Annotated in this window: 11 protein-coding genes and 1 other RNA gene; 3 read left to right on the forward strand and 9 right to left on the reverse strand. The window is 60.3% G+C overall.

The genetic code is table 11. The features are described from left to right. The first annotated feature begins 30 nt into the window (after positions 1-30). Positions 31-2,664: a phage/plasmid primase, P4 family gene (locus PG888_RS05095; RefSeq protein ID WP_270692901.1), complete on the forward strand. Its 2,634-nt coding sequence runs from the start codon at positions 31-33 to the stop codon at positions 2,662-2,664. A 196-nt stretch (positions 2,665-2,860) separates the two neighbouring features. Here the strand turns inward: PG888_RS05095 and PG888_RS05100 are convergent, their stop codons facing one another. The 9 genes from PG888_RS05100 to PG888_RS05140 form a co-directional block, all read right to left on the reverse strand. Beyond that, on the reverse strand, positions 2,861-4,000 hold the full coding sequence (locus tag PG888_RS05100; protein ID WP_128297116.1) for a site-specific integrase: 1,140 nt from the start codon (positions 3,998-4,000) through the stop codon (positions 2,861-2,863). An 84-nt stretch (positions 4,001-4,084) separates the two neighbouring features. Continuing rightward, positions 4,085-4,181, reverse strand: an RNA gene (ffs, locus tag PG888_RS05105) — signal recognition particle sRNA small type. A 102-nt stretch (positions 4,182-4,283) separates the two neighbouring features. Then, positions 4,284-5,072: a sulfite exporter TauE/SafE family protein gene (locus tag PG888_RS05110; protein WP_182939558.1), complete on the reverse strand. Its 789-nt coding sequence runs from the start codon at positions 5,070-5,072 to the stop codon at positions 4,284-4,286. Positions 5,073-5,178: 106 nt separating this feature from the next. Then, on the reverse strand, positions 5,179-6,615 hold the full coding sequence (gene arcD, locus PG888_RS05115; RefSeq protein ID WP_058051835.1) for an arginine-ornithine antiporter: 1,437 nt from the start codon (positions 6,613-6,615) through the stop codon (positions 5,179-5,181). A 358-nt stretch (positions 6,616-6,973) separates the two neighbouring features. Continuing rightward, positions 6,974-7,753: an SDR family oxidoreductase gene (locus PG888_RS05120; RefSeq protein WP_182939557.1), complete on the reverse strand. Its 780-nt coding sequence runs from the start codon at positions 7,751-7,753 to the stop codon at positions 6,974-6,976. A 52-nt stretch (positions 7,754-7,805) separates the two neighbouring features. Continuing rightward, on the reverse strand, positions 7,806-8,726 hold the full coding sequence (gene mmsB / locus PG888_RS05125; protein ID WP_182939556.1) for a 3-hydroxyisobutyrate dehydrogenase: 921 nt from the start codon (positions 8,724-8,726) through the stop codon (positions 7,806-7,808). Between the two features lie 51 nt (positions 8,727-8,777). Further along, positions 8,778-9,890, reverse strand: a complete 1,113-nt coding sequence (locus PG888_RS05130; protein WP_182939555.1) for an enoyl-CoA hydratase/isomerase family protein — start codon at positions 9,888-9,890, stop codon at positions 8,778-8,780. A gap of 18 nt (positions 9,891-9,908) precedes the next feature. After that, entirely contained in the window at positions 9,909-10,691 is a 783-nt protein-coding gene (locus PG888_RS05135) for an enoyl-CoA hydratase (RefSeq protein ID WP_042062702.1), read from the reverse strand. 140 nt (positions 10,692-10,831) lie between these two features. After that, positions 10,832-11,989 (reverse strand): acyl-CoA dehydrogenase family protein, encoded by a 1,158-nt coding sequence (locus PG888_RS05140; protein ID WP_182939554.1) that lies wholly within the window; start codon positions 11,987-11,989, stop codon positions 10,832-10,834. A gap of 305 nt (positions 11,990-12,294) precedes the next feature. Between PG888_RS05140 and PG888_RS05145 the strand changes: the two genes are divergently transcribed. Both PG888_RS05145 and PG888_RS05150 read left to right on the forward strand, forming a co-directional pair. Continuing rightward, positions 12,295-13,437, forward strand: coding sequence for an isovaleryl-CoA dehydrogenase (locus PG888_RS05145; RefSeq protein ID WP_182939553.1), 1,143 nt, complete (start codon positions 12,295-12,297; stop codon positions 13,435-13,437). After that, on the forward strand, positions 13,434-15,035 hold the full coding sequence (locus tag PG888_RS05150; protein WP_182939552.1) for a carboxyl transferase domain-containing protein: 1,602 nt from the start codon (positions 13,434-13,436) through the stop codon (positions 15,033-15,035). The genes PG888_RS05145 and PG888_RS05150 overlap by 4 nt, the downstream gene beginning before the upstream one ends. Position 15,036 lies beyond the last annotated feature (1 nt).

Raw genomic sequence — 15,036 nt, forward strand, 5'->3', positions numbered from 1 at the left:
CAGCAGCGGTCCTCTAAGAGGAGAGACACCATGTCTCAATCCACTCAATTTGACCTTGAATTTGCCCTGGCCGATGCTGGCCACTCCCTGACTATCGACTTTGCTGCCATCAAAGAGCAGTTCCCCATTATGGATGTCGCCTCGGCCCTGACCGGGCAAGACGTCAAGAAAGTCGGCTCCAACACCTATCGACTGGATGATGCCAGTTGCCCACTGTGCGGCCATAATGATTGCTTCACCCTCTACCCTGACGACGATAGCTTCCACTGCTTCAGTTGCGAGGAAAGAGGCGACGTGTTCGATCTGATCGTCAAGTGCGGTCAAGCCGACAAGGTATCTGATGCTGCTCGTCTGCTCCTGCTGGGAGAACTGGCAGTCACCCCGACCGTTCGCAAAGTGGTGAAGCTGGAGCAGCCGATCTACACGGCCCCACCTGCTCGCCTGCAAGAACTCTTCAATCTCGCAGCTAGTCACTATCAGTCCCGTCTGGATGTAGACGAACTGATGGAGCGGCGTGGCCACTCTGAGGAGGTGTTGGTGGGGTTGGATATCGGCTTCTCCGGTGGCCTGAACAAGGCACTGAAGGATGCAGGGTTCAGCCAAGAGGAGCGGCTGGCCTCCGGTCTGGTCAAGCCTCGCAAGGATGCACCTGACCAGCTTCGCGACTTCTTCCCGAGTGGCGTCTATGTGTTCCCGCACTTCGACCGCAACGGACAAGTCAGCCGCTTCACCTTCAAGGACCCGAGCAAGCAGCACCAGTACCAACTGCCGAGCGCCTGTTGGCTTAACGGGGTGCAGTTCTACGGAGAAGAGAGCCTGAATGCCACCGGCCCTGTTGCCCTGGTAGAGGGGGAAAATGACCGCCTGTCGCTGGTGGATACAGGTTGGCCGGGCCCTGTGCTGGCTACCATTGGCACGCTGTCACAGACACAGTTAGAGTGGCTGGGGCGTGAGCTGGCTGACAGTGATGTTGTCACCTTCTTCGACACTGATGACGCGGGCGACAAGTACCGCTCAAAGGTGGCCCAACTCGGTCTCAAACTGACCCAAGTAAAGCTGCCGGATAGCGTCAAGGACATCGACGAATACCTGCATGGCGACAACCCCTTGCCTCTGACCGAACTGGTGGCGGCATTCACCCTGGTTGAGCCTGTGGCTGAGGCCGAAGCTGAAGCTGAAGCCTTTCAGGACGATGATCAGCAGCCGGAAGTCGTCAAGGTCATGCCACGTACTGCCATCTTTGAAAACGAGCTCAACGATTCGGCCAACGCCGAACGGTTCGTGCAGATGCACGGGCATAACCTGAAGTTCGTCCCTGAGTTAGGTGGCTTCATCCACTTCGATGGTACGCACTGGACCCAGAATGACTTGACGCCCATGATCCTTGCTCAAACCGTGGGCAAAGAGATCCAGGAAATCGGACAGATGTTGATCAAGCAGGCGTGCAAGAAAGAGGAGCTGTCTTGGGCCTATGCAGTGCTCAGACACGGTTCTAGCAGCCTTAACCGAGCAGGCATTCAGAACATGCTGGAGCTGGCCAAGCCGATGATGACGGCAAGACTGCACGAGCTGAACGCCAACCCGATGCTGTTGGGCACGGCCAATGGTGTCATCGACCTGAAGTCGGGTCGCCTGTTGGCACCGAGACGGGCATTCATGATGACCCACCATAGCCCTGTGGCATATGACCCGGCAGCTACTTGCCCACGATGGGAGCAGTTCATCAGCGAAATCACCCGCGGGGATGTCGAGTACGCCGCCTTCCTGCAACGTTGCGTGGGTTACTGGATCACTGGCCGGACTGACGAGCAGTTGTTGTTCTTCCTCCACGGGGGCGGCTGCAACGGCAAGAGTACCTTCATGTCCGTCATCCAGCAGTTGCTGGGGGAGTTCAGCCGGCAGATCAGCAGTAACGTCCTGTTGTTCAACCGCAATGGCAACACAGGACCAAACCCGTCCCTGACCAAGCTGGTGGATGCCCGCCTGGTGGTCGCCAACGAGCTGCCGGAAGGGTCTCGCATGGATGAGAACCTGGTGAAGGCTATGACGGGAGACGACATCATCGTCGCTCGGGCACCCTACGCCAAGACCGAGATGGAGTTTCGTCCTCGCTTCTCACTGGTGATGGTGGGCAACCACAAGCCGGAGATCCGGGATACCAGCCCAGGTATGTGGCGTCGGATGATGATGTTGCCCTTCAATGCCTCCTTCACGAAGGCACAGTTGGACCCGATGCTGATGGAGAAGCTGCGGGCCGAGATGCCCGGCATTCTGAACTGGGCCATCCAGGGCTGCCAGATGTGGCAAGAGCAGAGGCTCAAGGCATCGATTCCTGCTCGTCTCAAGCAGGATGTCGAGACCTACCGTGCCGAGTCAGATATGGTTGGCTGCTTCCTTGAAGAGTGCACCCAGGCCAGAGCAGGGGCCAAAGTGCCCATGAGCGAGGTCTACGCGGTCTACAGCCGATGGGCACAGCAGAACGGTGAATGGGCCATGAAGAAGCTGGCCCTCAAGAAGAAGCTGCTAGAAAAGGGCTATCTGATCCCCCGCTATAACAGCAAGGACACCATCATCGGGTTGACCCTGCTCGATAGCGAGATGGCTGACATGACGGTCTCAGTCCGTAGGGAGCAGCCGGAAACAGGAGCTAACTACACAGTGTAACGAATGGGGGGCCTGCGGGCCCCTCTGCCGTTTTTGATTTCCCTGCTTTCCCCGCCAACAAAAGCAAAGGGCCCAAACCAAGCAGTCAATCTGCCGAAATTTCAGCATTTTATAGAACTTTTCCTGTATGAAATCTCGTAGAAAAAGTTCTTAAAAATGCCAAAATTTCAGCATCTCGGCAGACCCATCCCTCCCTTTATCCGGCATCAGCAAAGGATGAAAGGGCCGCCTCTATCACCTCTTTGAGCTTCTCCAGCGAGACATCCCCTCCATATCGGTCATAGCTGATCGCCCCGTTGGTGTGGCCCAAGATCGCCGCCGCATACTGCAATGGCACTCCGTGACCTTTGAGTGTTGTCCCCACGGTATGCCGCAGGCTGTGGAAGTCCTTGTCGACGGGGCGATGGCGACTAAACCACTGCCCCCACAGGTGGCTGTATCCATCCTGGCGATGTGGCAGTTCAGGGAAGAGGCGTCCCCCTATCCTCTCCTTCACAAACTCGATGAAACCGCTCTGGATGAGGTGTCGATGGATAGGAACGAGACGAGCACTGTTGGCCGTCTTGAGTTTCTGGTCTGGCCGTCCACTGCGAATATTCAGGCACCATATACCGTCAACCTGCTGCACATCATCTGCGTACAACTGGCAGATCTCATTGGCACGAGCCCCGGTGAACAGCCCCAGCAGAGCAATCCACCTACGGTGGGGCTCTTGCTGCTTAGCCCACCCGATAAACTTGCGACGTTCTTCCGCTGTGTACCCACTTCGTGAGTTCACCTCTTTGGCTCGCTGTAGCTTCAATCCGGCGAAATGGTTGATGACCCCATCCTGATGGTTAGCCAGCCAGTTAAACAGCAGAGAGAGCTTCTGCAGATACTTGTTGATGGTGGTCGGACTCTTGCCGGAGTTCAGCAGGTCCTCCTTGAACTTGACCACATCCGCTTTCGCATAGTCAGCAGCCGGTCTATCACCCAGCGCCTTGATGAAGCAGCCGATGTAGTTCTTCTGGTTGCTGAGCTCTTTCGGTGCCCAGGAGAGGGCCTTCTCTTTCAGATAGCGGTCACTCAAGACCGACAACAGCGGAGCAAGCGGTTTGGCCGCCGGAGTCATCGGCTGGGCTACTGATTGCTCATGTGGGGCAACATTGACGTCTGCAGGCAACTGAATGGGCTTGGGTCTGGAACGCACGCAGGCAAGCAGTTTCGCAACAGCTGCACGAGCCGTCAGCTTGTCTCGGGTATGCAGGGATTTTTTGATCTCTTTACGACGACCACAGGGGAGCGTGGTGACTTTCCGGTAATACCAGATGCCGTGGGGACTGAGCCAGAGATTCATCGATGAGCTCCTCGTCGTCCACACAAAGTGGATGACCAAGGGCTTTAGGAAGCTAACTTATTGATTTCCAAAAACAAGTGGTGGCCCTACCAGCCACATCCCGGCACTCGAGTCCCCCGCCTTGGCTGCTACCTTCCGGTCCTGACCAGGTCGACGGGTTATCAATGCGAGAGGACCAATAGGACCACCGGCGAGGAGAATAGGCAAACTGGGCGTTCAATGCAACGGCTTTCTACCCTCCAACAGATCGTTTGCCTTATTTTTCAACAATCTGCCGAATGAATCAGCTAAACAGCATAAATTTCGCCCCCACCAGCAGCATCAGCAGGGCAAATGCCTGCTTGAGGCGTTTTGGTGACAGGCGGTGTGCCAGCTTGGCGCCAATGCGGGCGAACTGGGTACTGGTCAGCACAATGCCCAGCAGGGCGGGCAGATAGATGTAGCCAACACTCCACTCGGGCAGATCGGCATGATCCCAACCCGCATAGAGGTAGCTCAGGCTGCCCGCCAACGCGATGGGCATGCTGCAGGCCGCAGAGGCCGCCACCGCATTGCGCATCGGTACCGAGTTCCAGCTCAGGTAAGGGACGGTGAGCGAGCCACCGCCAATGCCAAACAACGCGGACATCCAGCCGATAAGGGTACCGGCGATGCCTGTGCCGAGCGGCCCTGGCATATGACGCTCCGCCTTGGGTTTGAGGTTGAGCCCCATCTGCAACGCCATGCTCCAGGCGAAACAGCCGATGATGATATTGAGGGTGCTGGTACTGAGCAGATTGGCAGTCATGCCGCCAAGCCAACCGCCGATCAGCATGCCGGCGCCGAGTCGGCGGATCATCACCCAGTCGACGGCGCCCGCCTCCTGATGGGCTCGCAGCGAGCTGAAACCGGTGAAGATCATGGTGGGCAGCGAGGTGCCGAGGGCCAGATGGGTGATGATGTCCGGGTCGACGCCCTGGGCGTGAAAGGTCATGACCAGCACGGGCACAATGATGAGACCGCCGCCGATCCCGAACAGTCCCGCCAGCATCCCGGCGAATGCCCCCAGCAGGAGGTAACCCATATACAGCATAAAAATTCCTGTCTTAAACGGAAAATGGCCAAACTGGCCAGATAACAGATCAATATCAGCATGAAAAAAAAGAGATGGCGCGAGGGCCATCTCTTCATTGTGCCGGTTAGTGCAGTGGAATGGTACCGTCCATCACCTTGTAGAAGGCCAGTACGGCACAGCCGAGCAGGGCCGCCGTCATTCCCTGCTCCAGCCGGTTAAGGCCGCGCAGACCGTGATGCTGACGCGCCTTCCAGTAGATGAAGATGCCCGGGCTATAGAGCAGCGCCACCAGCAGCAGGTACTCGGCACCGGCAGCATAGACCAGCCAACAGCCGTAGACGGTTGCCAGCAGGGCCAATAGCAGATCACGCTTGCGCTGATGGGGTTGACCCTCATAGGTCTCCCCTTTCAGTGCCAGCTTCAGGCCATAAGCGCCCGAGAAGACGTAAGGCACCAGCGCCGCCGAGGTGGCGATGTTGACCAGCGCCAGATAGGTGCTGTTCTGGAAGTAGATGATGATGAGGAAAGTCTGCACCAGACAGGTGGAGCACCACAGCGACACCTGTGGCGAGCCGTTCTTGTTCTCCTTGGCAAACCAGCCCGGGAACACGCCGGTCTTGCCTGCGATGTAAGGCACTTCCGCTGCCAGCACGGTCCAGCTCAGCAAGGCGCCCATCACCGACACTACCAGACCGATGTTGATAAGCCAGGCCCCCCAGGGGCCGACCACGGCTTCGAGGATCATGGCGGTTGAGGGGTTCTTGAGCGCCGCCAGTTGTGGCTGACTCATGACCCCCAGCGAGAACAGGGTCACCATCACATAGAGCGTCAGGGCGCCGAGCAGCGCCAGCACGGTAGCGCGGCCCACATCCTTGCGATGACGAGCACGGGCGGAGACCACCACGGCCCCTTCAATCCCGATAAAGACCCAGAGGGTCACCTTCATGGTGGACTTGACCTGATCCATCACGGAGCCCAGCTCCATGTTGTTCTGGCCCCAGATATCCAGGGTGAAGGTATCCATGTTGAAGGCCAGCAGGATCGCGACGCAGAAGACGATAAGCGGCACCATCTTGGCGATGGTGGTGACGATGTTCACCAGTGCAGCGACCTGCACCCCGCGCAGCACCAGCGCATGCACCGACCAGATCAGAATAGACGCGAGAGTGATGGCGACCGGGGTATTGCCATCGCCGAAGATGACATTGTCCGGCGTATCGAAGAAGTAGCTCAGGGCGCTGAACACCACGATGGCGTAGGAGACGTTGGCCAGCAGTTGGCAGAGCCAGTAACCCCAGGCGGCGTTGAAACCAATGAAATCGCCGAAACCGGCTTTGGCATAGCTGAAGATACCACCATCGAGATCAGGGCGGCGCATGGAGAGGTTCTGGTAAACCAGTGCGAGACAGATCATGCCAAGGCCGGTGATGGCCCAACCCAGGGCGACCGCCCCGGCACTGGCATGCGCTGCAATGTTTTGTGGCAGACTGAAGACCCCGGCGCCGACCATAGAGCCGATCACCAGCGAAATGAGGGCGCCCAGCCCTAGTTTCTTGTCCATCTCAATCCTGTTTATTTAGGCGGCGGCAGAGCGTCCGTATTCATACTGCGCGCAATATGGGAGGGGCTAGAAATCCTGACCCCGTGAAAAAGGCGGCAACTATATTGCATGACTATTCCGACCGCAATCCCTCGTCCCGTCAATCATGCACCGCCTTGACCGCGCGCAATTTTACAGCACTGACCCATATGGCCTGTGAGCTGGCTCAAATTAACCAAGACCCGTTGATATTTCTCATTTTTCTGCCAACGTGACCTGACTCGCATGGTCCCCATGCATCCCCATTCAGCCCCTTACTGTATAAATAATCTGCATAAAAAAGCCCCGGTGAAAACACCGGGGCCCATGGTGTAAATCTCTATAAACGCAAACCGCCATCCAGTTCTATCATCCGTCCCGACAGATAGTCGTTGGCAAAAATAAAGCTCACCGTCTCGGCCAGCTGTTGCGCCTCGCCAAGGGTGCCGACCGGAATGGCCTGCTGCATCCGCGCCATCGCCTCCGGCTTCATCACCGCCGTCATGTCGGTGGCAAACACCCCGGGGGCGATCCCCATCACCCGAATACCGTGGCGCGCCAGCTCCCGCGCCCAGGTCACCACCAGCGAGGCAACCCCCGCCTTGCTGGCGGCATAGTTGCTCTGGCCGATATTGCCGGCGCGGGCGATGGAGGAGATGTTGATGATAACGCCCCCCTGCCCCCCTTGCGCCATCAGCGCCGCCCCTTCGCGACCGCAGAGGAAGGTTCCGGTGAGGTTGACGTCAATCACGCTCTGCCACTGGGCCAGCGTCATCTTCTCCACCAACTCACCCTCTTTCACCTTGATCAGCATGCCGTCGCGCAGAATGCCAGCGCAGTTGATGAGGCCGTGCAGCACGCCAAAGCGCCCCTTGATGGCGGCAAAAACCGACTCAACCTCGACTTCGCTCGCCACATTGCAGACAAACAGCTCGCACTGGCTATCTTGATCGCACTGATCATTCTGACTGCGCACCATGGCGGCGGTCGCCTCCAGATCGGCTCGATTGATGTCGAGCAGCGCCAGCGTCGCCCCCTGTGCGCCCAGGGCAAGAGCGATGGCGCGCCCCAACCCTCGTCCGGCGCCGGTAATGGCGATAACCCGTTGTTTGATATCCATCAATGCTCCTTGTAGCAGGTCGAGGGGAGATGCTTTGAAGAAAGGTGGCCCGTCAGGCGGGATCCTGTTTATCCAGATAGAGTTCGACAATGCTGGAGAAATCCCGACTCCCCTGCCCCTGGGCGGCATGCAGGTTGAACAGGTTGCGCGCCAGCGCCCCCATGGGCACCGCACTGTGGCCATGCTCGGCCAGCGCCATGGCCAGCCCCAAATCTTTCACCATCAGGCGGGTCATAAAGCCCCCCTGATAGTTGCGGGCGGCGGGCACATTCTCCATCACCCCGGGCCAGGGGTTGTAGCGCTCCAGACTCCAGTTGTTGCCCGAGCTCTTGCCCATGATGGTGGAGAGCACGGCGGGATCCAGCCCCTCCTTCACCCCGAGGGCCAACGCCTCGGCGGTGCCCGCCATGTGGATCGCAAGCAGCATATTGTTGCACATCTTGGCGATCTGCCCTGCCCCCAGCGCCCCGGCGTGAAACAGGTTCTGCCCCATACAGGCGAGCAGAGGTTTTGCTGCCTCGAAATCCGCCCTATCGCCGCCGACGATAAAGGTGAGCGTCCCGGCGGCAGCACCGCTAACACCACCCGACACGGGAGCGTCGATAAAGCGCAAACCACGCGCGCGGGCCGCCTCCCCGACCTGACGGGCAGAATCGACATCGATGGTGGAGCAGTCGATCACCAGTGCGCCAACCGGCAGGGCAGCCAGCAGATCCTGCCCGCCTCGCTCACCGGCGCTCTCGCCCTGCCAGAGGGCGCGCACATGCTCCCCCGCAGGCAGCATGCTGATCACCACCTCGCAGCCGGTCAGCGCCTCGCGGGCATCCCCCGCGGCGATGCAGCCAGCAGCAATGGCACGATCAATGTTTTCGGCAACCAGATCAAATACCTGCACCGTATGCCCGGCCTTGGCCAGATTGGCCGCCATGGGGCCCCCCATGTTGCCGAGCCCGATAAATCCTATCCTTGTCATCCCGCTTGCTCCTTGCGTTGCTGATGGCGGTGTCCGCCGGTTGCCAACCTGTTATTCCTTGCAGGCCAACGGATTGCTCCCCTGCGGCCAGCGGTAGAACTCGTCCAGCCACTCCCCCTCCGGTGGTAGCTGCTGCCAGCGGGGATCTTTATCCTTGTCGATCAGCAGTGCTCGCACCCCTTCCACAAAATCGCCCTTGAGCACGCAGTTGACCGAGAGGGTCAGCTCCTCGGCAAATACCTCGGCCAGGGAGTTGCGGCGAGCCTGCCAATATTGGCGCCACAAAATGGCGCGGCTGATGGGGCTGCCGGTGCGGCAAATCTGCTGCGCCTGCTGGAGCACAGCTTCATGTTCATCGAACTGGGCATCGAACAGCCGCGCCAATACCCCTTGCAACGTGCGCCCCGCCAGCAGGGTATCGATCCTCTGTTGATGGGGTAACAGCACAGACGCAGGCAAGCGGGCCGCCACCTCACCATGTAACCCTCTGAACAGCAGATCGATCTGCTCACGGGGATCACCACTGCCAGTCCAGTCGAGTACGGCGAGGTGTGACAGCAGCGCACTGCGCTCGCCACTGGCGATGGCGTGATCCGCCAGCCCAAGACCGATGGCATCACTCCCGTTGAAGCGGGCGCCAGTCAGACCGAGCCAGAGCCCGAGTCGCCCCGGCATCCGGCTTAAAAACCAGCTTGCCCCCACGTCGGGGTAGAGGCCGATGGTCACCTCCGGCATGGCGAACAGGCTTCTTTCGGTCACCACCCGAAAATCGGCTCCGGCAAACAGGCCAATGCCGCCCCCCATGCAGATACCGTCCGCCACGCAGATCAGGGGCTTGCGATAACTGTGGATGTGGTGGTCGAGCCGGTACTCCTGCTCGAAAAAGTCGCGGGCATAGCCAAACAGTTCCGCCTCGCTCGCCTCCTGCTTGCGGTAATAGAAGGAGCGAATATCGCCACCGGCACAGAACGCCTTCTCACCCGCCCCCTGCAGCAGCACACAGACGATGGCGGGATCCTGCTCCCAACGGGTCAGCGTCTGTTGCAGGATCTGGATCATCGGCAGGCTCAATGCGTTGAGAGACGCAGGGCTGTCGAGGGTCAACACCCCGATCTGATGACCATCTTCGGTGGGATAACAGCTAACCTTGACCGGCTCACTCATAAACGGCTCCGTATGGATTTATTCTGTTGGGCCATATTGCCAGCGTGGTGAGCGTTTCTCCAGAAAGGCGGCCACCCCTTCACGCTGGTTGGCATCGGTAAAAAGATCGAGAAACAGCGCCTGTTCAAGGGGCAGGGCCGCATCCCGAGGGCCGCTGCGGCCCTGATTGATCAGGGTCTTGCAGGCGCGCAGGGCGCTCGGGCTCTGGCGCTCCACCAGATGGGCCATCTGGTGCGCCGCCTCCCATGCCTGACCGGTTTTCACCACCTCCTCCACCAGCCCCATCTCGTAGGCCAGCGAGGCACTCACCTTCTCGCCGCAGAGGATCATCCGTTTGGCCCAGCCTGGCCCCACCAGCTCGGTCAGACGCTGGGTGCCACCGGCACAGGGGAGCAAGCCTACCGATGCCTCCGGTAGTCCCAGCAGCGCCTGCTGCTCGGCGATGCGGATATCACAGGCCAGCGCCACTTCCAGCCCGCCTCCCATGGCATAGCCATTGATGGCGGCGATGCTGACGCCGTGAAAACGGGTCAGCGCCTCGAAGGCCTTGCCAAAGGCGTCGACCACCTGACGAGCCCGCTCGAGATCCCCCTCGACAAACATATTGAGGTCAGCACCGGCGCAGAAGAATTTGTCGCCCGCGCCGCGGATCACCAGCGCCACCACGTCGGGGCGGCTGTCGAGCTCCACCATCATCTGCAAAAAAGCCTGCAGGCTGGCGAGGGTCCAGGTATTGGCAGGGGGATGGTCGAGGGTGATATAGGCAACGTGGCCATGATATTCGAGTCTGATCCTTGTCATAACATTGTCCTTGTCGATGAAGCTGCAGCCATGATGACAGGCTTGAATGACACCAACCTGTGGCTGGCTCACAAAGCCGAAACCGGCATGGCATGGCGCAAATCGGGTGGCAGGAGACACACCCTTGCTGCGACCACCGGTTAACCCAGCGACAAGCCGGGGTCGGCCAGCAGGCGACGCGCGATGATGAGTCGCATCACCTCGTTGGTGCCCTCCAGAATGCGGTGTACCCGTGTATCGCGCAGATAGCGCTCGAGCGGATACTCGCGGATATAACCATAGCCGCCAAAGAGTTGCAGAGCCTCATCGCAGACCCGATAACCCACATCGGTGGCAAAACGCTTGGCCATGGCACACCAGGCACTCTTGTCCGGTGCCCCGCGATCCAGCTTGTCGGCGGCCTGACGTACCATCAGGCGAGCCGCCGCCAGTTCGGTCGCCATGTCGGCCAGGCGAAACTGCACACTCTGGAATTCGCTGATCGGGCGACCAAATTGCTGACGCTGCTGCACATAGGCCAGCGCATCATCCAGCGCCTGCTGGGCGGTGCCCACCGAACAGGTGGCGATATTGATGCGCCCCCCATCGAGGGCCTGCATGGCGAATTTAAACCCTTCCCCCTCTTCACCCAGCCGGTAGCTGGCGGGAATACGCGCCCCGTTAAACGCCACTTCCCGGGTCGGCTGACTGTTCCAGCCCAGCTTCTCTTCTGCCTTGCCATAACTCACGCCGAGGGTATCTGCCGGTACCATAAAGGCAGAGATCCCTTTCGCACCTTCACCACCGGTGCGGGCCATCACCACCAGCACATCGGTGCTGCCCGCCCCCGAGATAAAGACCTTGGTTCCCTCAATGAGATAGCTGTCACCCTCGCGAATTGCTCGGGTCTTGAGTGCCGCAGCATCGGAGCCCGCACCCGGCTCGGTAAGGCAATAGGAGCCCAGCAGCTCGCCGCTGGCCAGTTTGGGCACCCACTGCTCGGCGACCTCCCTGGGCAACCAGCTGCCCAGCATCCAGCTCACCATGTTGTGGATGGTCAGATACGCCGTAGTAGAAGTGCAACCCATGGCGAGGCGCTCGAAGATGAGGCTCGCATCGAGGCGAGGCAGCCCCAATCCGCCAAACTGCTCCGGGGTATAGAGACCGCAAAACCCGAGTTCGGCCGCCTGCTTGATGGTGGGGATCGGAAACTCGTGTTCTTTATCCCAGCGCGCGGCATGGGGTTTGAGCGCATCGTCGGCAAAGGCGGCGGCCGCCTCCACATACGCCTGTTGATCATCGGTCAGGGTAAAATCCATCTTGTCGTTCGCTCCCTTGTTGCCCCGCGCTTATTTTCCTGAGTTAGTGCTTTATGACGCGGCGCCCAAACACTGGTCATTCGGATCTGCCACTATGGCGCTGTTGTGGTGGTAGCTGATGACACTCTCACGACCACCTCTCTATCGACACACAACAGATTAACAATTGATTTACGTTTACGCTAACGTAAACTTAAGACAGAAGTGAAGTACAAAAATGGATCGACCACTGCCAGCCGTAACGCCGAGTCAGCCGGTCGAACCAACCTTCCTACCCGACTGTCATATCCGCAAGGAGAGCATGGATGCAGATGGATGAGACCCTGAATGCCCTGACCGAACAGGTTGCGGCTTTCTGCCAGAAAGTGATCGCCCCGCGCGCCAGCGAGATCGATCAGAGCAACGCCTTCCCCCGTGATCTCTGGCCCCGGATGGGTGAGCTGGGGCTGCACGGCATCACAGTGGCAGAGGAGTATGACGGGGTGAACCTCGGCTATCTGGCCCACGTGCTGGTGATGGAGCAGGTGAGCCGCGCCAGTGCCTCGGTCGGCCTCTCCTACGGCGCCCACTCCAACCTCTGCATCAACCAGATCCACCGCCACGGCTCGGCGGAGCAGAAAGCGCGCTACCTGCCCGCGCTGGTGAGCGGCGAGCATGTGGGGGCGCTGGCCATGAGCGAGCCGGGCGCGGGATCCGACGTGGTCAGCATGCGCCTGACTGCCGTACGCGAGGGCGATCACTTCGTGCTCAATGGCAACAAGATGTGGATCACCAACGGCCCGGATGCCGACACCTTCGTCATCTATGCCAAAACAGATGCCAGTGCTGGCCCCAAAGGGATTTCTGCCTTTATCGTCGAGGCAGGCACTCCCGGTTTCACTACCGCCCAGAAGCTCGACAAGCTGGGGATGCGCGGCTCCAGCACCTGCGAGCTGGTGTTCGACAACTGTCAGGTGCCGCAGGAAAACCTGCTGGGCACCTTGCACGGCGGGGTCAAGGTTCTGATGAGCGGGCTCGATTACGAGCGGGTAGTACTGGCGGCGGGCCCCCTTGGCATCATGCAGGCCTGCATGGACGTGGTGCTGCCCTATGTGCGCGAGCGCAAGCAGTTCGGCCAGGCCATCGGCGAGTTCCAGCTGGTGCAGGGCAAGCTCGCCGACATGTATACCCACCTCGCCAGCAGCCGGGCACTGGTCTACTCGGTGGCGAGCGCCTGCGATCAGGGCCGCACCAGCCGCAAGGATTGCGCCGCCGCCATCCTGTTTGCCGCAGAAAACGCCACCCAGATGGCGCTCGATGCCATCCAGCTGCTCGGCGGCAACGGCTACATCAACGAATACCCCACCGGCCGGCTGCTGCGGGACGCCAAGCTCTACGAGATCGGTGCCGGCACCTCGGAGATCCGCCGCTGGCTGATCGGTCGCGAGCTGATGGGGGATAACCCATGAGTCGTATCCACTCCCGTCTCGACACGGCGAGTCCGGAATATGCGGCCAATCGGGCCGCCATGCAGGGGCAGGTCGACGATCTCCATGCCCGCATTGCCGAGATCGCGCAAGGGGGTGGCGCGGCCAACAACGCCCGCCATCAGGCCCGCGGCAAGCTGCTGCCCCGCGAGCGCATCAATCAGCTGCTGGACCCGGGCTCCCCGTTTCTCGAACTGTCGGCGCTGGCTGGCTGGCAGGTCTATGACGAGCCGGTGCCCGCCGCCGGCATCATCACCGGCATCGGCCGGGTCTCGGGCAGACTCTGCATGCTGGTGGTGAACGACGCCACCGTGAAAGGCGGCACCTACTACCCGCTCACGGTAAAAAAACACCTGCGCGCCCAGGCCATCGCCGAGCGGCTGCGCCTCCCCTGCCTCTATCTGGTGGATTCCGGCGGCGCCTTTCTGCCGATGCAGGATGAGGTGTTCCCCGACCGGGATCACTTTGGTCGCATCTTCTACAACCAGGCCCGCATGTCGGCCCAGAACATTCCGCAGCTGGCGGTCGTAATGGGGCTCTGTACCGCCGGGGGTGCCTACGTCCCCGCCATGGCGGACGAGTCGATCATGGTCAGAGAACAGGCCACCATCTTTCTGGCGGGCCCACCGCTGGTCAAGGCTGCCACCGGTGAGGAGATCAGTGCCGAGGCCCTGGGCGGCGCCGAGGTGCACTGCGCCCACTCGGGGGTGGCGGATCATATGGCCTGTGACGATGCCCATGCACTTGCCATCGCCCGCATGCTGGTGACCCACCTGGGGAACGAGCCGGTAGAGAGCAGCCCCGGCTACGAGCCCCCCTGCTACCCCATAGAGGATCTCTACGGCCTGGTGGGCACCAGCCTCAAACGCCCTTACGACGCGCGCGAGCTGATTGCCCGACTGGTGGATGGCTCTGACTTTGACGAATTCAAGGCGCTGTTCGGCACCACCCTGGTGACCGGCTTTGCCCGCATTTGCGGCATGGAGGTGGGGATCCTCGCCAACAACGGTGTGCTGCACAGCGACAGTGCCCAGAAGGGCGCCCACTTTATCCAGCTCTGTAACCGGCGCGTTATCCCGCTGATCTTTTTGCAGAACATCACCGGCTTTATGGTGGGGAGTAGCGCAGAAAAAGAGGGGATCGCCAAACACGGCGCCAAACTGGTCACCGCCGTGGCTTGCAGCCGGGTGCCCAAGGTAACGATCATCGTCGGCGGCAGCTTTGGTGCCGGCAACTACGGTATGTGCGGCCGCGCCTATGAACCCGATTTTATCTTTAGCTGGCCCAACAGCCGCATCTCTGTCATGGGAGGCGAGCAGGCTGCCGGGGTGCTGGTGCAGGTGCGTCGGGACAAACTGGCTGCCGAGGGCAAGTACTTGAGCGAGCAGGAAGCGGCCACCATCCGCGCCCCGGTGATCGAGCAGTATGAGCGCCAGGGTCACCCCTACTACGCCAGCGCCCGCCTCTGGGATGATGGCGTCATCGACCCGGCCCAGAGCCGCACCGTGCTGGCGCTGGCACTGGCCGCCTGTCAGGGTGCCCGCATTGAACCCGAGCAGTACGGCATCTTCCGGATGTAAG

It is taken from the genome of Aeromonas sp. QDB23, assembly GCF_027707745.1.
GTDB lineage: Bacteria > Pseudomonadota > Gammaproteobacteria > Enterobacterales > Aeromonadaceae > Aeromonas > Aeromonas allosaccharophila.